Below are 17,748 nucleotides of genomic sequence, written 5' to 3'. Positions count from 1 at the left end.
TAAGGCATCCTAGGACACTAGTTGAGCAGTTGATCGCGCCGATCGGGTCAGGCGGTACGGGCGGTGGAGTCGGCGGTGGCCTGCGGGGCGTTCGCCGACGCGGCCTGGCCGAACGCCAGCAGCGCCAGCAGCAGTTCGTGCTGCACCCGGTTGGGCATCCGGTCCAGCACCGCCTGGACCGCCCGGTGCCGCCGCTCGGTCAGCTCACGCAGCAGGGTCTCCGCCGCGGCAGTGGGGATCAGCCGCACCTCGCGCCGGTCGCGGGGGTCGGCCGCCCGGCGCAGCAGCCCGACCGCCTCCAGCCGGTCGCAGAGCCGGCTCGCCGACGAGGGGACCACGTCGAGCAGCTCGGCCAGGCGGTTCACGTTGGTGTGCGGGTGGGCCATGATCAGCGACAGCACCCGCAGCTGGGTCGGCGAGACGCTGACGTTGTGCCGGGAGGTGGCGGAGTCGAGCACACCGATGAGCGCCTCGGCCGCCGCATCGATGGCCGCGGCAAGATTCGGAGGTCGCTCCACCCGCTGTCCCCTGCGATCGTCCCGCTCGTGTTCGCTCCGCCGGTCCGTCACCGCCCGCCGACGTCGTCCGCAGGGCTGGAACCGCGCCAGTCCAGGCAGACGACGACCGCGTCGTCGCGGAGATCCGCGTCGGCGTGGTACGCGTGCAGTTCGCGCATCACCGTACCAACTGCCTCGGTCGCCGGTTGCAGCCGAGTGGACCGCATCGCGCGCGCCATGGCCCGATCCCCGTACGGCTCCTGCCCGGCCGGCTCCGCCGCGTACACCCCGTCGCTGACCACGAAGAGCCGGTCGCCCGGCCGCACGGTGAACTCCTGCACGTCGTAGCGGGTCTCGGCGAACATGCCCAGCGGCAGTTGCTGCTCCAGCGCGATCGGGGTGACCGTGCCGCCGCGCAGCCGCAGCACGTGGGGCGAGCCCGCGTCCACGGCCCGCACCACGCCCCGACGGGTGTCCAGCTCCAGCAGCAGCGTGGCCACGTGCCGGCTCCCCCGGTGCTGGTAGAAGATGGTGTCCGAGGCCAGCTCGGCCTGCTCCACCAGGCTGCCGCCGGAGCGCCGCGCGTTGCGCATGGCGTTGACGGTCACCGCGGTCAGCAGCGAGGCGGCCAGGCCGTTGCCGGCGCCGTTGAGCACCGTGACGGTGAGCCGGTCGCCGTCGACCGACCAGTCGAAGTGGTCGCCGCCCACCGTGTACGCCGGTTCGAGCTGCCCGGCCAGCACGAAGTCGCCGTGCACCACGCTGCGCCCGGGCAGCAGGTCCCACTGCATCTCGGCGGCCATGCTGAGCCGTTCCCGGCGGCGCGCCCGCCGGTAGCGGTCGGTCTCCCGGTCCGCCGCCCGCAGCGCCATCGCCAGGTCGCCCGCGACGTCCCGGGCCGCCTCCACGGTCGCCGCGTCCGGCGCGGCCGGCAGCTCGACCATCAGCACGCCGAGCCGCTCGCCCCACGCCGACAGCGGCAGGTAGGCCCGGCAGCGCCCGTCCTCGGCGGCGTCCAGCACCGGCTGCTGACTGCGGAAGCAGCGCTGCGCGACGCCCTGGCAGGCGAGGAACCCGCCCTCAGGCAGGTCCGCGTCCAGCACCGGCCACAGCCCGGTGAACCGGTAGTCGGCGACGAACACCTCGGTCCGCGACGCGCCGAGCACCCGGCGGACCGTCGCGTCGGCGGCCTCCGCCAACTGGTCGGGGGGCGCGGCGCGCAGGGCGCGCGACACCGCTCCGGACGCGTCCGGCATGCTGACATCCTCCGATGACGACTATTGCTGTAGAGCAAGCATCATACGGAGGCCCGCCGACACCGGCGCCCCGGCTCCGCCCGCGCCGGCGGCGCGGGCCCGGGTGGACGGCGCGGGCCGCTCAGTCGGCCGGCTTGGTGGCCAGCGCGCCGTAGAAGGCGTCCGGCACGGGCGCCGGGGTGCCGGCCGGCCGCCACCGCGCCACCGGCACGATGCCGTCCGCCGTCGGCTGCCAGCGGCCCAGCAGCGGCGCGAACCGTGCGGGCGCCCGCATCCGGAACGCCGGCCCCATCATGGCCAGCGCCTCCGGGTACGCGGCCAGCTCCTCGCTGTCGAAGTCGATGGCCAGGAAGCTGCCCGGCGCGACCGCCTCGTACAGCTCGTCGAGGGTGCGCGTCAGGGTGTTGTCGTCCAGGAACGCGGCCAGCCCCAGGAAGACCACCCCGACCGGCCTCCTCCCCCACCCCGGCACGAACCGGTGCAGCTGGGCCGGGTCGACGGTGCCGATGTCGGTGGCGTCGCCGTAGCCGTAGCCGGCCCGGTCGCTGTCGGCGAGCAGGCGCTGGCCCAGCCGGACCGTCACCGGGTCGACGTCGGTGTAGAGCACGGTGGCGTCCGGGGCCACCTCGTGCACGTTGCCGCGGGTGGGCACGCCCGCCCCGAAGACCAGGAAGCCGTCCACCCCGGCGTCGGCGATCGACCGCACCGCCCGGCCCAGGAAGTCGCGCAGCGCGCGGAAGATCGCCGCGCAGGGCCCGTACGCGCCCTCGAAGGCACCGGCCGCGGCCACGTCGACCGGGTGGTGGTGCTCGCCGCCGAGCCAGTAGTCGATCATGCGGGCGGTGCTCGGCTGGTCGGGCTCGGCCATCGACGAGGCTCCCTCTCTCAGGCGATGGTCGCCAGCGTACCCAGGGGTCGGCTCACGCGGTATCGCCCCGGCGGCCACCCACCGGCCGCGATACTGGCCGCGGCGGCCGACGGCGAGGAGGTACGGCGTGAACTCGGCGAACGGCGCGGCCGTGGTGGTCGGGGTGGACGGCTCCGAACCCGCCCTGGCGGCGGTGCGCCTGGCGGCGCAGGAGGCGGCCCGCCGGCAGCGGCCGCTGCGGGTGGTGCACGGGTTCATCTGGCCGCTGCTGCGCGTACCGCTGTCGCCCTCCGCCGAGGGGCCACCAGGCGGGGGCCTGCGACACCAGGCCGAGGAGCTGGTCGCCACGGCGGTCGCCGAGGCGGAGGCGGCCGCGCCCGGGCTGCGGGTCTCCGGCGAGATCATCGACGGGGAGGCCGCGGCGGTGCTGCTCGGCGAGTCCCCGACCGCCGCCCTCATCGTGGTGGGCGACCGGGGCCTCGGCGGGTTCGCCGCCCTGGTGGTCGGCTCGGTGGCGATCCAGGTCGCCTCGTACGCCGACTGCCCGGTGCTGGTCGCCCGCGGCACGCCGCGCCCGGCCGGCCCGGTGGTGGTCGGGGTGGACGGCTCGGGGCTGTCCCGCGCCGCGGTCGAGTTCGCCGCCGACGAGGCCGCCGTCCGGGGCGCCCGGCTGCACGCCGTGCACGCCTACACCCACCCGGCCTCCGCCGGCCCTGGCGACATGCAACCCCTGGTGTACGAGGAGAGCCAGCTGCGCGGCGAGGAGGACCGGGTGCTGGCCGACGCGCTCAGCGGGCTGGCCGAACGCCGGCCGGAGGTGCCGGTCACCCGGCAGGCGGTGCACGGCCGGCCGGTCGCGGCGCTCGCCGAGGCGTCCCGCGAGGCCCAGCTGCTGGTCGTCGGCCGGCGGGGCCGGGGGGAGCTGAGCGGGTTGCTGCTCGGCTCGGTGAGCCAGGGGGTGCTGCACCGCGCCGACTGCCCGGTGGCCGTGGTCCGCGCCGTGGAGTGAACGGTTGGCCCCGGCCCGGGCGGGTAGACGGTACGGACATCCACAGCGACCGGAGGAGGCAGCGATGCCAGGACCACGGCCGGGCAGCAACGCGTACGACAAGGAGCGGGCGCGGCTGCGGGATCTGATCGAACAGTCCGGGCGGGCCGCCGACCAGGAGGCGAACCAGGTCGCGAACCGGATTCTCCAGGACGACCGCGGCCAGCGGGGCGTGGTGCGGGGCGAACGGACGTTCGGCCCCAAGGGTGAACGCGAACCAGGCGACCCGAAGTGAGGGCGGCTCCCGCGGTCGACGGCGCCATCGCGGGCGCCGTCGGCAGCGCCGCGTTGAACGTCGTCAGCTTCCTGGACATGGCGTTGCGGGGCCGCCCGGCGAGCAGCACGCCCGAGCAGACCGCCGGGAAGTTCGCCGACGCGGCGCATGTGGACCTCGGGCCCGAGGAGAAGGCGGCGAACCGCCGTTCCGGCCTCGGGCCCGTCATCGGTTACGGCACGGGCATCGCCGCCGGGGCGCTGTTCGGGCTGCTGGCCGCCCGCCGCCGCATCCCGCTGCCGCTGGCCGTGGGGCTGCTCGGCGGCGGAGTGATGGCCACCTCCGACGGCTCGATCGCCGCGCTCGGCATCAGCGACCCGCGGACCTGGCGCAAGGCCGACTGGGCGTCGGACCTGGTGCCACACCTGGCATACGGAGCGGCGGCCGCAGCCACCTGGTGGAGGCTGCGGCCGCCGTCGCGGCGGGGCTGACTCAGCCCCGCCGGTCGCTCTCGTCGTCGCTCACCGGCGCGCCGGCCGGCCCGTACGGCGAGACCTGCCCCTTCGGGACCGGCCGCCCGGTGTCCGCGTTCGAGGTGCCGCCCTGGCCGTGGGGCCCCCTGCTCCCGGCCTGGGGAATGAGTTCCCGGCTGTCCTGGCTGGTCGCGCCCTTGTCGTTGCGGCGCAGTTCCTCCTGCTGCGGCTTGACCACAGGTCTCTCCTTCCGGTGGCGGCGCACGGCGTGGGCCGCGCACGTGGTTCGGGTACCCGCCGCCGCCGGGCGCATTCCGGCCCGGCCCCGGGCGTCTGGTCCGGCGCGGGGCGGGTACCCCCATCGGATGCCAGACGATCGGAACGTGGCGCGGGCGCTGCTGGACCGGCAGTCCCGCACGTACGCGGAGGAGGCCGGGATCACCATCGCCGACCGGCCGGGGCCGCTCTACCAGCTGCTGGTGCTCACCACGCTGCTGAGCACCCGGATCCGGGCCTGCGTGGCGGTCGCCGCGGCGCGCGAACTCTTCACGGCCGGCTGGCGCACCCCGCAGGCCATGGAGGCGGCGAGCTGGCAGGAGCGGGTCGACGCGCTCGGCCGGGGCCACTACCGGCGCTACGACGAGCGGACCGCCACCATGCTCGGCACCGGGGCCCGGCTCTGCCTGGACCGGTGGCACGGGGACCTGCGCCGGATGCACAAGGAGGCCGACGGCGACCGCACCGTGCTGCGCCGGCTGCTCACCGAGTTTCCCGGCATCGGCCCGACCGGGGCGGACATCTTCCTGCGCGAGGTGCAGGCGGTCTGGCCGGACGTGCGCCCGTACGCCGACCGCCGGACCCTGGCCGGGGCCCGCCGGTTGGGCCTGCCCGCGAACCCGGGCGGCCTGGCCGGGCTGGTGGGCGAGGCCGACTTCGGGCGGCTGGCGTCGGCGCTGGTGCGGGTGGCGCTCGGCGAGGAGTCTGCCGGCGAGGTCAGCCGCACCGCCGCGGCGGTCCGCTGAACCGGCCCTGGCGGGGCGTCACTTGGCCGGGCCGGGCTTGGTCAGGTTCCAGGCCAGCGCGGAGGCGAGCAGGGCCAGCAGCACCACGCCGCCGGAGATGCCCTCGCCCTCCCCGCCGCTGCTGCGATGCCCGGTTGCGCCGAAGTAGATCACGGCCAGCCCGGCGAGCACGGTGACGAACGTCCGCAGTCCTCGGTCCTTCACAGTCCGGACGGTACGGCCGCCGGGCGCCGCGAAGGGCCCGTTCCGCACGCTTGTCCCCCGGACGGGGGGTCACTCGGCCCGGCAGCCGGCGGCCGGACCGCGCAGCCGTACCCGGCGGATCGCCCGGTCCGCGACCTCGACCACCTCGACGGTGAGCCCGGGCAACCGGATCCGCTCGCCCGGGCCGGTGGGCAGCCGGCCCAGCCCGGCCAGGACCAGCCCGGCGACCGTGGTGTACTCCCGGGTCAGCGGGAAGGTCAGCTGCACGCCGGCGTCGGGCAGGTCGTGCAGCGGGAAGTCACCCGGGAGCAGCAGCGCGCCGTCCGGCTCCCGGACCGCCTCCCGCACGTCCCGGTCGGTCTCGTCGTACAGCTCCCCGACGACCTCCTCGAGCAGGTCCTCCATGGTGACCAGGCCGTCCACGCCGCCGTACTCGTCGATCACGAGGGCGAGCTGCTCGTGGCGCTGGCGCAGCTGCCGCATGGCGTCGGCGACCGGCAGCGTGCCGGGCAGCAGCACCGGCGGGCGGGCGCGCTGCCCGACGCTCTGCCCGTCGGCGTCGACCAGGTCGCGGATGTGCACCACCCCGCACACGTCGTCCAGCCCGCCGGGGCCGGTCACCGGCGCCCGGGAGCGGCCCGTGGCGGCCAGCCGGCGCATGGCCTCCGCGGCGGTCAGCTCCGTCGACAGGAACGTCACGTCCCGGCGGGCCACCAGGATCTCCCGCAGGGTACGGCCGGCGATGTCGAACGCCCCGGCCAGGATCTCCCGCTGCTGCGCGGACAGCCCCCGCTGGCTGACCAGCATCTCGCGCAGCTCCTCCTCGGTCACCTCCTGCCGGTTGGCCCGCGGGTCGCCGCCGGCCAGCCGGACCAGCAGGTCGGTGGCCCGGCCGAGCAGCCACACCGCGGGCCGGGACACCCGGGCGAGCAGGTCCAGCGGCGCGGCGCTGAGCAGCGCCCAGCGTTCCGCCGACTGCATGGCCAGCCGCTTCGGGGCCAGCTCGCCGACGACCAGCGTCACGAAGGTCAGCACCACGGTCACCAGCACCACGGCCACCGGGCGGGCGGCCCGGCCGAGGAAACCCAGCGGGCCGACCAGCGGTTCGGACAGCGACACGGCGGTGGCCGCCGAGGCGAGGAACCCGGCCAGGGTGATGCCGAGCTGGATGGTGGCCAGGTAGCGGTTCGGCTCCCGGGCCAGCCGGATCAGCCGCGCCCCCGTCCGCCCCGACCGGCCCAGCCGCCGCAGCTGTCCCTCGCGCAGGGTCACGATGGCCATCTCGCTGCCCGACAACGCCGCGTTGATCAGCACCAGCACCGCCACCAGGACGAGCTGGCCGGCCATCAGTCGGTCTCCAGGTCGTCGAGGGAGATCGCGTGGGTCATCAGCCACCGGGCCAGCGCGGCCATCCCGAACAGCCACAGCGGCGCCGACTCGGTGGTGCCGTTCGTCGCGAAGATGGCGAACCGCAGGTCCGGTGCCCGGTACGCCTCGATCCGCCACCGGTGGTTCCGGTCGCGCCAGACCGCGGAAGGGTCCATGGCGTCACCGTAGGTGACCGGGTGCGGCTCCCGGTGCCGCTTGGCCCAGCCGCCGGGGACCACGTACCCGCCGAACCGGCGGCGAGGACGGTCACCGGGAGGTCACGCTCCCGCTCCGCCTCGTCGGCGGCGCGACGCTCAGCCGGGCGGGAGGACCACCTCGCGGGCGTCGTCGGGCAGCCGCCGGGTGGCGCCCCGCCGGTCGAGCAGCTCCAGCAGCGGCACCGCCACCCGGCGGGTGGTGTCCAGCGCCTGCCGGGCGGCGCTGAGCGTGAACGGCTGGGGCAGCCCGGCGAGGACCCGCACCGCGTCGTCCAGAGCGCCGGGCAGCAGCACCACGTTGTCGGCGAGCTTGAGCAGGGCGCCGGCGCGCACGGCCGCCCCGATCTCCCGGGGGCCGAGGCCGAGGTCGGCGAGACGGTGGGCCTCGGGGGCCTGGAACGGGCGTTCGCCGTACTCGGCGCGGACCCGGGCCACCGCCCGGGCCACCGCCCGGGCCACCGGTTCGGGCAGCGTGTCGGCCGGCGCGGCGGTGACCCGGCCGGCGCGCAGCCGCAGCGGCGGGCGCAGCAGCGCCTCCACCAGCGCCCGGTCGGGCAGGTCGAGGCGGTGGCGCAGCACGTCGACCGGCGCACCCGCCTCCAGCGGGTGCTCGCGGGCGTGCCGGGCGACCTCCTCGGCGAGCCGGCGGCCCAGGTCCCCCCAGTGGTCGGGGTCGGCCAGCCAGTCCCCCGCGACCGGGGCGGCGGTGACCGGCACGCCCATCCGGGTCAGCTCGCCGGCCCGGGCCAGGCGCCGCCGGCGCAGCTCCCCGGCCAGGTCGGGCCGGCCGTCCAACCCCGCCAGGACGACGGCCCGGGCGGCGGCCGCGCCCCGGCGGCGCAGCGGCGGCGGGTCCACGTCCAGCACGGTCACCCCGCCGGCCACGTGGTGCCGGCCGGGGTCGCGCAGCAACGCCCGGTCGCCGATCAGCAGCGGCAGCGGGCGGGCCAGCCGCAGCCGGACCGTGTCCGGGCCCAGCGGGCGGACCCGGGCCGGCACCGCGGCCGAGCCGACGTGCAGGGTGAGGGCGGCCGGCAGGTCGGCGGCCGGGTCACCGGCGAGCCGCACGTCGAGCAGGTCGGTGCGGTGGAACCGGCCCGGGCTGAGCAGCGCGTCGCCGCGGGCCACCCGGTCCCGGGACACCCCGCGCAGGTTCACCGCCACCCGGGCGACCGCGTCGACCTCGTCGTGGGCGGCGTTCAGCGCGTGCAGGCCGCGGACCCGCACCGGCTCTCCGGTGGCGGCGAGTTCGAGCTGGTCGCCGACGCGCAGCCGGCCGCCGCCGAGGGTGCCGGTGACCACCGTGCCGCTGCCCCGGATGGTGAACGAGCGGTCCACCCAGAGCCGCACCGGGGCGTCGCGGGCCGGGTCGGGCAGCCGGGCGACCAGCCGGCCGAGCGCGGCCCGCAGCTCGGGCAGGCCGGCACCGGTGACGGCGCTGACCGGCACCGCCTCCACCGCGCCGAGCGAGGTGGCCGCGAGCTCCGCCCGCGCCCGGGCCAGCGCCGGCCCCGGGTCGGCCAGGTCGGCACGGGTGACCGCCAGCAGCCCGTACGACACACCCAGCGCGTCCAGGGCGGCCAGGTGCTCCGCGGACTGCGGCATCCAGCCCTCGTCGGCGCCGACCACGACGAGCGCGGCCGGGACCGGCCCGACGCCGGCGAGCATGTTCGGCACGAACCGCTCGTGCCCGGGCACGTCGACGAACGCGACGGTGCCGCCGGAGGGCAGGGTGGTCCAGGCGAAGCCCAGGTCGATGGTCATGCCCCGGCGGCGTTCCTCCGCCCACCGGTCCGGTTCCATCCCGGTCAGCGCCCGGACCAGGGTGGACTTGCCGTGGTCGACGTGCCCGGCGGTGGCCACCACCCACACGGTCAGGCCCCGACCCGCAGGATCGCGGCCCGCACGTCCGGGTCCGCGTCGGCGGGCACGCACCGCAGGTCGAGCAGGAGCCGGCCGTGCAGCACCCGCCCGAGGATCGGCGGTGCGCCGGTGCGCAGGGGCTCGGCGTACCGCTCGGGCAGGCTCAGCGCCCAGGAGTCGAGTTCGACCCCGGGGGCGCCACCGCCGCCGACCACCGCGGCGCTGGGCACCACCTCGGCCTTGCAGCCGTCCTCGCCGAGCCGGTCGCGGAGCCGTTCGGTGCGGGCGCGCAGGGCGCTCGGCTCGGCGTGCAGCGCGTCCCGGGTCGGGGTGGTCGGCGCGTGCAGGGTCGCGGCGAGCGCGGCCAGGGTCAGCTTGTCCACCCGCAGCGCCCGGGCCAGGGGGTGCCGGCGCAGCCGCTCGACCAGGTCGGCCGCGCCGAGCAGCAGGCCGGCCTGCGGCCCGCCGAGCAGCTTGTCGCCGCTGGCGGTCACCAGGTGCGCGCCGGCGCGCAGCGTGGTGGCGGCGTCCGGCTCGTCGGGCAGCAGCGGGTCGGGGGCGAGCAGCCCCGAGCCGATGTCGGCGACCACCGGCACGCCGAGGGTGGCCAGGTCGGCGACGGGCACGGCCGAGGTGAAGCCGCTGACCCGGAAGTTCGACGGGTGCACCTTGAGCACGAACCCGGTGCGCGGGCCGACGGCGGCGGCGTAGTCGGCGAGGGCGGTGCGATTGGTGGTGCCCACCTCGCGAAGCCGGGCGCCGGTGCTCTCCAGCAGGTCGGGCAGGCGGAACCCGTCGCCGATCTCGACGAGTTCGCCGCGGCTCACCACGATCTCCCGGTCCGCGGCGAGGGCGGTGGCGGCGAGCACCAGGGCGGCGGCGCCGTTGTTGACCACGTGCACAGCCGGCGCGTCGGGCACGGCGGCGGCGAGCGCGTCGAGCGCCTCCCGGCCGCGCCGGGCCCGCCGACCGGTGCGCAGGTCCAGTTCCACGTCGGTGTGCCCGGCGGCCGCCACCAGCGCGTCGACCGCGGCGGCCGCGAGCGGGGCCCGGCCCAGGTTGGTGTGCAGCACGACGCCGGTGGCGTTGAGCACCGCCCGCGGGGTCGGCGCGGGCAGCTCGGCCAGCGCGGCGTCGCGTACCTGCTCGGGGGTGAGCTCGCCGGCGCGGGCCCGCCGCTGGGCCCGCACGATCGCGGCCTTCACCCGGTCGCGGCCGAGCGTGCCGGCCGCGGCGGCCAGCGCCGGGTCGGCGAGCAGCGCGTCGGTGCGCGGCACCCGCCGCCGCGGGTCGACGTCACGCATCGGGTCTCCCAGGGCTTGGCGGAGACGGACGGGAATCGAACCCGCCTGGCCCGGGTCCCGGACCACACCGGTTTTGAAGACCGGGAGGGGCACCAGCCGCCTGAACGCCTCCACGAGCACTTAACCACACCTGATCTCGGGCCGCCCGCGGAGGACCGGATCAGGGCCCGGGCGTCTGGAAGTGGGGTCGTGGCTCGCCGGGTGCGGCGGGCAGGCGGGTGATCGGCGGGAGCACCAGCGCGACGAAGGCGAGGATGCCGATCACCGTGAAGGGCAGGGTGTAGCTCTTGCCGCTGGCGTCGTAGAGCAGGGCCGTGAGCAGCGGGCCCACCACTCCGCCGATGCTCCACGCCACGATCATCGCCCCGTAGACGGCGCCGGCGTTCGGCGTGCCGAAGTAGTCGGCGGCGGTCGCCGGCATGGTGCCGAAGCCACCGCCGTAGGCGAGGTAGACCAGGGCGGCGAGGGCCGCGAAGAGCCAGAACGCGGAGGCGTGCGGCAGGATCAGGAAGCAGACGCCCTGCAGGGCGAGCATGCCGATGAACGCCGGCATCCGGCCGATCCGGTCCGACAGCCACGCCCAGGCCACCCGTCCGCCGCCGTTGAACAGGCCGAGGACGCCGACCAGGCCGGCGGCGGTCGCGGCGCCGACCCCGGCGACCGCCTGCGCGGCGTCCGCGGCCTGGGAGATCAGCGCGATGCCGCAGGTCACGTTGAGCGTGAGGATCAGCGTGAGCAGGTACCACTGCCGGGTGCGCAGCGCCTCGCCGAGGGTGTAGACGCGGGTGCCGGCGACGGCCCGGCCGCCGACCGCCGGCGTGAAGCCCGGCACCTGGTAGCCGGCCGGTGGATCGCGGAAGAAGGACGCCCCCAGCAGCACCGCGACCAGGTAGGCGATGCCCAGCGGCAGGAAGACGCTGGTCTTGTGGTCGGTGCCGGCCAGCAGCGCCTTCGCCACCGGTGCGGTGACCACCGCGCCGAAGCCGAAGCCGGCGACGGCGATGCCGGTGATCAGCCCGCGCTTGTCCGGGAACCACTTGCTGAGCATGGCGATCGGCGTGATGTACGCGGCCCCCAGCCCGATGCCGCCCAGCACGCCGTAGGTGAGCAGCAGCAGCCACAGCTGGTCGCTCGACGACACCAGCGACGCGAGCATGGTCCCGACGGCGTAGAGGATGCCGCCGCCCAGCGCCACCGGGCGTGGCCCGCGCCGGTCCTGGATGCGCCCGCCCACCAGGCTGCCGATGAAGATGGTCCCGATGGCCACCTCGAACGGCAGCACCACCTCGGCCTTGCTCCACCCGAACTCGGCCTGGAGCGGCTTGTTGAACACGCTCCACGCGTAGACGGCGCCCAGCGCGAGCTGAACGAGCACGGCCGCGACGACGAGACCCCACCGGCCCCGTGTCGGTGGTGGATTCCCCCGCGGTTGCGCGGTTGATGTGGCCATGAGCGGTACCCCCGTATCGGCTCATGGGCCCGGCGCCTGTCCTGCCTATCCCCCGTTCGGGCCGGCGCCCGGCCCGCTGACTTCTGGTCCCCGGCTCTCCCGCCGCCCGGCCCGTTCCCGCTGCGGCACCACGGTGTACTTCGGGTCCTTCGCCGAGGCGACCCCACCGTGGAAGATGCCGAACCGGGTGCAGACGGAGGCGGCGAGCAGCGCGCCGCCGGACAGCGCGGACAGCACCCGGCTGCGGCGCCCGACCAGGGCGCCGGCCACCCCGGCGGCGGTCAGCGCGCGGCCGGCGCGCAGCAGCCGGCCGGCGGTGCCCGTCGCGTAGGGCTCGCTGAGCAGGCCGAGCCGGTTCTCCACCCGGTGCGAACCCCACAGCTCCAGCGCGGCGCCGGCGACCGCGAAGCGTCGCGCCGGGCCGGCCTGGGCCGGCGGCGCGGCGAGCAGCCCGACGCCGGCGCCGCTGGCCAGCGCGCTGCCCGCGAAGATGGTCGGCAGTTCCGGGTACGCCTCGTGCCACGCCGGCACCGCCGTGTCGGCGAGCAGCACGCCGGTGTACGTGGCCAGGGCGGGCGCGGTGACCGCGGCGACCAGACCGGCGGCGTCGCCGGCCGGCGGCAGCAGCCTCCGGCCGAACCCGAGCAGCCCCCGCTCCGGTAGCCAGGACGCGGCCTCGGCGACCGCGGCCACGCCGGCGGCCGGCCCGAAGGCGGTGAGGATCCAGGTGCCCATCGACATCGGCGAGGTCAGCTTCGCCACCCGCAGCATGTGGTGGAACCGGCTGGGCTTGCCCAGGTCGTTGACGAGGAAGTACGCGCTGGCGCTGACCGCCGCCAGGGAGGTGACCCGCCCGGCGCGGCGCAGCGCGGGCCGCCCGGTGAGCTGCCCGCCGGCGGCCAGCAGCGACGAGCCGGCCGCGAGCCCGCCGGTGAACAGGTACGCGGCGATGTCCCACTTCCACACCGGCGCCTTGAGGATCGGCCGCCCGTAGTACGAGGTGAACGTCGCCGGCGGCACGGTGAGCTGCTCGCCGCCCCGGCCGCCGCGTCGGCGCGGTCGCCCGGCGGGCTCGACGTCGCGCGGCGGATACGGGGCGAGGCCGGCCTCCCGGGCCCCGGCGTCGGTCCGGGCCGGACCCGGGTCGCCCGCGGTGGCCCGGCTGCCGCGCTCCCGGCCGGCCGGCACCGGGCCGCCGTTCGCGCCCGGCCACGCGCCGCCGGCGCCGCCCGCCGGGTCGGGCGTGGGCGTCACCTTCGCGCCGTGACCGGTGTGCCCGCCCGGGCCGCCGAGGCGGTGCGGGCCCTCGACGGCGAGCCGGTCGCGGAAGCGGCGGAACAGGTCGCCCACCGGGCGCTCCGGACTCACGATGAACCTCCGACGAACGCGGCGACGGCAGCCGCCGCCATGGCCAGGGCGGCCAGCCCGGCCCGCTTCCACATCTTCGGCAGGTCCCGGGTGGTGACCACCGGGTCCGGCGGCAGGCCGTAGACCTCCGGCTCGTCGAGGAGCAGGAAGAACGCCCCGTCGCCGCCGACGCCGTCGGTGGGGTCGTGGCCGTAGAGGCGGGCCTCCGGCACGCCGCGGTCGTGCAGCTGCGCCACCCGCTGGGCGGCGCGTTCCCGCAGCTCGTCCAGGGGCCCGAACTGGATCGACTCGGTCGGGCAGGCCTGCGCGCAGGCCGGCGTCTTCCCGGCGCCCAGCCGGTCGTAGCAGAGCGTGCACTTCCACGCCCGCCCGTCGTCCTTGCGCTGGTCGATCACGCCGTACGGGCAGGCGGAGATGCAGTAGCCGCAGCCGTTGCAGATGTCCTCCTGCACCACGACCGTGCCGAACTCGGTGCGGAACAGCGACCCGGTGGGGCAGACGTCCAGGCAGGCGGCGTGGGTGCAGTGCTTGCAGACGTCCGACATCATCAGCCAGCGGAAGTCGGTCCGGGTGTCGGCGCCGGTGGCCCGCCCGGGCGGCTGGGCGCCGGGCATGCCGAGGAACTCGGGGCCGGCAGCCATCCGCGCCGCCGCCTCCGCCCGGCCCGGGGGCACTCCCGGGTCGGTGCCGGTGTCGGTGACCGTGCCGGCGGCGGTCGCCGCGCTCTGCGGGCTGGCCGACGGGCCGGTCGGGGTGTCCGCGAAGGGCGGGGGCCGGTGCCCGGCCGGGCGGGGCTGCTCGATGAAGGCGACGTGCCGCCAGGAGTTGGCGGTCAGCGCGCCGGTGTTGTCGTACGACATGCCGAGCAGGTCGAAGCCCGAGTCCGGGACGCCGTTCCACTCCTTGCAGGCCACCTCGCAGGCCTTGCAGCCGATGCAGACGCTGGTGTCGGTGAAGAAGCCCACCCGCGGGCCGGCCTCGACCCAGCCGGCGTCCGGGGCCGGGTCCAGCGGGCCGTAGAGGCTGTTGGCGTCAGGCATCCCCGCCCCCGTCCCGCGCCGCGTCGGCGGACCGCTCGTCGGTGCCGCCGGCGGCGCCGCCCCCACCGGCCGCCCCCGTGGTGACCAGAGGCACCCGCCGGTCCGGCGTCATCCCGGCCCGGCGCTGGTAGTCGCCCACCAGGTCGAGCAGGGCCGGCCCGGTGGGCCGCCGGCCCGGCCGCACGTCGCAGGTGCCCACCTTGCTCTCCTGAATGAGCACGTTCGGGTCCAGGGTGATGCCGAACAGGTCGTTGGCCGAGTCGCCGGTGACCAGTCCCTCGCTGCCGAAGTGGTACGGCATCCAGACCTGGTGGATCACGCGGCCGTCGATCCGCAGCGGCGTGAGCCGGTCGGTGACCAGCACCCGCGCCTCGATCACCGCGCGGCCGCTGACCAGGTGCGCCCAGCCGAGGTTCACCAGTCCCACCTCGCCGGCCAGCTCCGGGGACACCTCGACGAACATCTCCGGTTGCAGCTCGGCCAGGCGCGGCACGGTCCGGCTCATCCCGCCGGCCGTGTGGTGCTCGGTGAGCCGGCTGACCGTGAACACGTACGGGAAGACCTGGCTGTGCGGCTCCGGCGGGCTCGGGTTCATCCGGTTCACCGGGTGGTCGTAGACCTTGCGTGTCGGGTTGGCCTGCTGCCCGTAGAGCGGGTTGCGCATCGGCGACTCGGCCGGTTCGTAGTGCGTCGGCAGCGGCCCGTCGAGCACCCCGGTGGGCGCGTACAGCCAGGCCTTGCCGTCGCCCTGCATGACGAACGGGTCGTCGCCGGCGAGGGCCTCCGGACCCGAGGCGCCCTCGGGCGGCCGGTAGGTCGGCGGTTTGGTCTTCTCGAAGTCCGGCACGTCGTAGCCGGTCCACTCGGCCCGGTCCGCGTCCCACCAGACGTACTTCTTGCGCTCGCTCCACGGCCGGCCGTCCGGGTCGGCGGAGGCGCGGTTGTAGAGGATGCGCCGGTTCGCCGGCCACGCCCAGCCCCACTCGGCCGCCACCCAGTCCTGCTCGTGCCGGGACTTGCGGCGCGCGGCCTGGTTGACCCCGTCGGCGTAGACGCCGGAGTAGATCCAGCAGCCGACCGCCGTGGAGCCGTCCGGCTTGGCCTCGGCGAACGCCGACAGCGGGCGGCCGGTGGCCACCTCGTAGCCGTTGATCTCCTTGAGCACCGCCTCGGCGCTCGGCTCGGCGTCCGGGCCGTGCGTCGGGTAGTCCCAGGCAAGGTCGAGCAGCGCCCGGTCGCGCGGCTTGGTGGAGTCGGCCAGCTTCTGCCGCAGCACCCGGCCGAGGTGGTAGAAGAACCACAGCTCGGAGCGGCAGTCGCCCGGCGGATCGACGGCCTTCTCCCGCCACTGGAGCAGCCGCTGGGTCTGGGTGAAGGTGCCCTCCTTCTCCACGTGCGACGCGGCCGGCAGGAAGAACACCTCGGTGCGGCACTCCTCCGGCACGATCTCGCCGGTGGCGATCTCCGGGCTGTTCCGCCAGAACGTGGCGCTCTCGATCATGAACAGGTCGCGGACGACCAGCCAGTCCAGGTTGGCCATGCCCAGCCGCTGGGCCCGCCCGTGCGCCGAGCCGACGGCCGGGTTCTGGCCGAGCAGGAAGTAGCCCTTCACCTTGCCGTCGATCATGTTCAGCACCTGCTGGTACGTGCCGTGGTCGCCGGTCATCCGGGGCAGGTAGCCGTAACAGAAGTCGTTCTCCGGCGTCGCCGCGTCCCCCCAGTACGCCTTGAGCAGGCTCGCCGCGAAGGCCCGGGAGTTGCCCCAGAACCCCTTCTGGCCGGGGTGCCGGATGCTGTCCACCCACGCGTCGAAGGTCGGGTGGTCGGCGTGGTGCGGCATCGGCAGGTAACCGGGCAGCAGGTTGAACAGGGTCGGAATGTCGGTCGAGCCCTGGATGCTGGCGTGCCCGCGCAGCGCCAGGACACCGCCGCCAGGCCGGCCCATGTTGCCCAGCAGGGTCTGGATGATCGCGCCGGTGCGGATGTACTGCACGCCGACGCTGTGCTGGGTCCAGCCCACCGAGTAGACAAGCGCGCCGGTCCGCTCCCGGCCCGAGTTCTCCGTCCAGGCGCGGGCCAGCTCCAGGAACCTCTCCTCGGGGATGCCGCACACCCGGGCCACCATCTCCGGGGTGTAGCGGGCGAAGTGCCGCTTGAGGATCTGGTAGACGCAGTGCGGGTGCTGCAACGTCTCGTCCCGCAGGCTCTGCGCCGCCACGGGCATGCCGTGCGACTCGTGCCGCAGGCCGGCCGCGCTGTCGCGCTCCTTGCCGGTGCCCCGCTCCGCGGACTCGCCCTCGTGCCCCTCGTACTGCCAGGTGGTCTGGTCGTACGAGGCGGTCTCCGGGTTGTAGCCGGAGAAGAGCCCGTCGAGGTCCTCGGTGTCGGCGAACTGCTCGCTGACGATCGTGGCCGCGTTGGTGTACGCCAGCACGTACTCCCGGAAGTCCAGCTCGTTGTCCAGGATGTACCGCACCACGCCGCCGAGCAGCGCGATGTCGGTGCCTGCCCGGATCGGCAGGTAGGTGTCGGCGAGCGCGCTGGTCCGGGTGAACCGGGGATCCACGTGGAAGACCTTGGCGCCGCGCTTCTTGGCCTCCATCACCCACTGGAAGCCCACCGGGTGGGCCTCGGCCATGTTGGAGCCCTGGATGACGATGACGTCAGCGTTGACCAGGTCCTGCTGGAAGTCCGTCGCGCCGCCGCGACCGAAGCTGGTCCCCAGACCGGGGACGGTGGCGGAGTGTCAAATACGGGCCTGGTTCTCGATCTGGAGCGCCCCCATCGCCGTGAACAGCTTCTTGATGAGGTAGTTCTCCTCGTTGTCCAGCGTCGCCCCGCCCAGGCTGGAGATGCCCAGCGTCCGGTTGAGCGGGCGGCCCTGGTCGTCGACGTCCTCCCAGGTCTCGTCGCGGGCGGCGAGGATCCGGTCGGCGATCATGTCGAGCGCGACGTCGAGGTCCAGGTCCTCCCACTCCGTGCCGTACGGCCGGCGGTAGCGGACCTTGGTCTGCCGCAGCGGGCTCATCACCAGGCTCTTGCTGGCCGAGCCCTTCGGGCAGAGCCGGCCGCGGGAGATGGGGCTGTCCGGGTCGCCCTCGATCTGGGTGACCTGCCCGTCCTTCACGAACACCCGCTGCCCGCAGCCCACCGCGCAGTAGGGGCAGACCGACCGGGCCATGCTGTCGGCGGTCTCGGTGCGCGCGGTCAGCGCGGCCGAGCGGGCCGACTGCGCGGCGGCGCCCCGGCCCAGCGGGTCGGTGCCGGTGAGCTGCCGGTAGACCGGCCAACCCTGGATGAAGGTCTTGAGACCCATCGCGGGCACCCCCTCCCGGCCGGCGGCGGACTGACCTTCTGAACATTAGGCCAGCCGCCGAGCGCCCGCGACCCGAGCCGCAAAACAGCGGCGCCCCGTCCGGTGAGGGCTCATGACCCGGGGCGCATAACAGCGGCGCCCCGGCCGGTCGGGGGCTCACAGCCCGGGGCGCATAACAGCGGCGCCCCGGCCGGTCGGGGGCTCACAGCCCGGGGCGCATAACAGCGGCGCCCCGGCCG

Annotated in this window: 17 protein-coding genes and 1 tRNA gene; 4 read left to right on the top strand and 14 right to left on the bottom strand. The window is 75.7% G+C overall.

The features are described 5' to 3' along the window. Positions 1-47: 47 nt before the first annotated feature. The 3 genes from NLX85_RS15265 to NLX85_RS15255 form a co-directional block, all read right to left on the bottom strand. Positions 48-518 (bottom strand): MarR family transcriptional regulator, encoded by a 471-nt coding sequence (locus NLX85_RS15265; protein ID WP_254335607.1) that lies wholly within the window; start codon positions 516-518, stop codon positions 48-50. A 47-nt stretch (positions 519-565) separates the two neighbouring features. Then, positions 566-1,753 carry a PP2C family protein-serine/threonine phosphatase gene (locus NLX85_RS15260; RefSeq protein WP_254335606.1) on the bottom strand — a complete coding sequence of 396 codons (1,188 nt, stop codon included), beginning with the start codon at positions 1,751-1,753 and terminating at the stop codon, positions 566-568. 121 nt (positions 1,754-1,874) lie between these two features. Beyond that, positions 1,875-2,621, bottom strand: coding sequence for an SAM-dependent methyltransferase (locus NLX85_RS15255; RefSeq protein WP_254335605.1), 747 nt, complete (start codon positions 2,619-2,621; stop codon positions 1,875-1,877). Positions 2,622-2,748: 127 nt separating this feature from the next. On the opposite strand from NLX85_RS15255, the gene NLX85_RS15250 reads away from it, so the two are divergent. The 3 genes from NLX85_RS15250 (at position 2,749) to NLX85_RS15240 (ending at position 4,374) form a co-directional block, all read left to right on the top strand. Then, a complete protein-coding gene (locus NLX85_RS15250; RefSeq protein ID WP_254335603.1) occupies positions 2,749-3,630 on the top strand; it encodes a universal stress protein in 882 nt (293 codons plus the stop codon). Between the two features lie 64 nt (positions 3,631-3,694). Continuing rightward, positions 3,695-3,904: a phosphatidylethanolamine-binding protein gene (locus NLX85_RS15245; protein ID WP_091306867.1), complete on the top strand. Its 210-nt coding sequence runs from the start codon at positions 3,695-3,697 to the stop codon at positions 3,902-3,904. Further along, positions 3,901-4,374 carry a hypothetical protein gene (locus NLX85_RS15240; RefSeq protein ID WP_254335601.1) on the top strand — a complete coding sequence of 158 codons (474 nt, stop codon included), beginning with the start codon at positions 3,901-3,903 and terminating at the stop codon, positions 4,372-4,374. Before NLX85_RS15245 ends, NLX85_RS15240 begins: the two co-directional genes overlap by 4 nt. Position 4,375: 1 nt before the next feature. Here NLX85_RS15240 and NLX85_RS15235 read toward each other — a convergent pair whose 3' ends face one another. Next, positions 4,376-4,594: a hypothetical protein gene (locus NLX85_RS15235; protein WP_254335600.1), complete on the bottom strand. Its 219-nt coding sequence runs from the start codon at positions 4,592-4,594 to the stop codon at positions 4,376-4,378. Between the two features lie 127 nt (positions 4,595-4,721). Between NLX85_RS15235 and NLX85_RS15230 the strand changes: the two genes are divergently transcribed. Then, a complete protein-coding gene (locus NLX85_RS15230; RefSeq protein ID WP_254335599.1) occupies positions 4,722-5,378 on the top strand; it encodes a hypothetical protein in 657 nt (218 codons plus the stop codon). A gap of 18 nt (positions 5,379-5,396) precedes the next feature. On the opposite strand, the gene NLX85_RS15225 is transcribed toward NLX85_RS15230, so the two are convergent. The 10 genes from NLX85_RS15225 to fdh all read right to left on the bottom strand — a co-directional run bounded on the left by NLX85_RS15225 (position 5,397) and on the right by fdh (position 17,509). Then, the gene (locus NLX85_RS15225; protein ID WP_091306855.1) at positions 5,397-5,582 is read right to left on the bottom strand and encodes a hypothetical protein; all 186 of its coding nucleotides are present in this window, start codon (positions 5,580-5,582) and stop codon (positions 5,397-5,399) included. A gap of 69 nt (positions 5,583-5,651) precedes the next feature. Next, positions 5,652-6,929: a hemolysin family protein gene (locus NLX85_RS15220; RefSeq protein WP_254335598.1), complete on the bottom strand. Its 1,278-nt coding sequence runs from the start codon at positions 6,927-6,929 to the stop codon at positions 5,652-5,654. Next, positions 6,929-7,126, bottom strand: coding sequence for a hypothetical protein (locus NLX85_RS15215; protein WP_091306848.1), 198 nt, complete (start codon positions 7,124-7,126; stop codon positions 6,929-6,931). The genes NLX85_RS15220 and NLX85_RS15215 overlap by 1 nt, the downstream gene beginning before the upstream one ends. Before the next feature lie 138 nt (positions 7,127-7,264). Continuing rightward, positions 7,265-9,040 carry a selenocysteine-specific translation elongation factor gene (selB, locus tag NLX85_RS15210; RefSeq protein ID WP_254335597.1) on the bottom strand — a complete coding sequence of 592 codons (1,776 nt, stop codon included), beginning with the start codon at positions 9,038-9,040 and terminating at the stop codon, positions 7,265-7,267. A 2-nt stretch (positions 9,041-9,042) separates the two neighbouring features. Beyond that, positions 9,043-10,335 carry an L-seryl-tRNA(Sec) selenium transferase gene (gene selA / locus NLX85_RS15205; RefSeq protein ID WP_254335596.1) on the bottom strand — a complete coding sequence of 431 codons (1,293 nt, stop codon included), beginning with the start codon at positions 10,333-10,335 and terminating at the stop codon, positions 9,043-9,045. Between the two features lie 16 nt (positions 10,336-10,351). Then, a tRNA-Sec gene (locus NLX85_RS15200) sits at positions 10,352-10,447 on the bottom strand. Between the two features lie 48 nt (positions 10,448-10,495). After that, on the bottom strand, positions 10,496-11,710 hold the full coding sequence (locus NLX85_RS15195; RefSeq protein WP_254335595.1) for an OFA family MFS transporter: 1,215 nt from the start codon (positions 11,708-11,710) through the stop codon (positions 10,496-10,498). A gap of 120 nt (positions 11,711-11,830) precedes the next feature. Beyond that, positions 11,831-13,153, bottom strand: a complete 1,323-nt coding sequence (nrfD, locus tag NLX85_RS15190; protein ID WP_308210733.1) for an NrfD/PsrC family molybdoenzyme membrane anchor subunit — start codon at positions 13,151-13,153, stop codon at positions 11,831-11,833. Beyond that, the gene (locus NLX85_RS15185; RefSeq protein ID WP_254335593.1) at positions 13,150-14,193 is read right to left on the bottom strand and encodes a 4Fe-4S dicluster domain-containing protein; all 1,044 of its coding nucleotides are present in this window, start codon (positions 14,191-14,193) and stop codon (positions 13,150-13,152) included. Before NLX85_RS15185 ends, nrfD begins: the two co-directional genes overlap by 4 nt. Beyond that, positions 14,186-17,509, bottom strand: a complete 3,324-nt coding sequence (fdh, locus tag NLX85_RS15180) for a formate dehydrogenase (RefSeq protein WP_254335592.1) — start codon at positions 17,507-17,509, stop codon at positions 14,186-14,188. Before fdh ends, NLX85_RS15185 begins: the two co-directional genes overlap by 8 nt. Positions 17,510-17,748: the final 239 nt, after the last annotated feature.

Source organism: Micromonospora sp. A3M-1-15 (genome assembly GCF_024213425.1).
GTDB classification, from domain to species: domain Bacteria; phylum Actinomycetota; class Actinomycetes; order Mycobacteriales; family Micromonosporaceae; genus Micromonospora; species Micromonospora chersina.
The sequence above is the reverse complement of the archived record's forward strand: the minus strand, read 5'-3'. Positions and strand labels throughout refer to the sequence as shown.

Excerpts from the sequence above, each read along its gene's own strand:
- NLX85_RS15260 (WP_254335606.1), bottom strand. The coding sequence starts at position 1,753 with ATGCCGGACGCGTCCGGAGCGGTGTCGCGCGCCCTGCGCGCCGCGCCC.
- NLX85_RS15255 (WP_254335605.1), bottom strand. The coding sequence starts at position 2,621 with ATGGCCGAGCCCGACCAGCCGAGCACCGCCCGCATGATCGACTACTGG.
- NLX85_RS15245 (WP_091306867.1), top strand. The coding sequence starts at position 3,695 with ATGCCAGGACCACGGCCGGGCAGCAACGCGTACGACAAGGAGCGGGCG.
- NLX85_RS15230 (WP_254335599.1), top strand. The coding sequence starts at position 4,722 with ATGCCAGACGATCGGAACGTGGCGCGGGCGCTGCTGGACCGGCAGTCC.
- NLX85_RS15220 (WP_254335598.1), bottom strand. The coding sequence starts at position 6,929 with ATGGCCGGCCAGCTCGTCCTGGTGGCGGTGCTGGTGCTGATCAACGCG.
- NLX85_RS15215 (WP_091306848.1), bottom strand. The coding sequence starts at position 7,126 with ATGGACCCTTCCGCGGTCTGGCGCGACCGGAACCACCGGTGGCGGATC.
- selA (WP_254335596.1), bottom strand. The coding sequence starts at position 10,335 with ATGCGTGACGTCGACCCGCGGCGGCGGGTGCCGCGCACCGACGCGCTG.
- NLX85_RS15185 (WP_254335593.1), bottom strand. The coding sequence starts at position 14,193 with ATGCCTGACGCCAACAGCCTCTACGGCCCGCTGGACCCGGCCCCGGAC.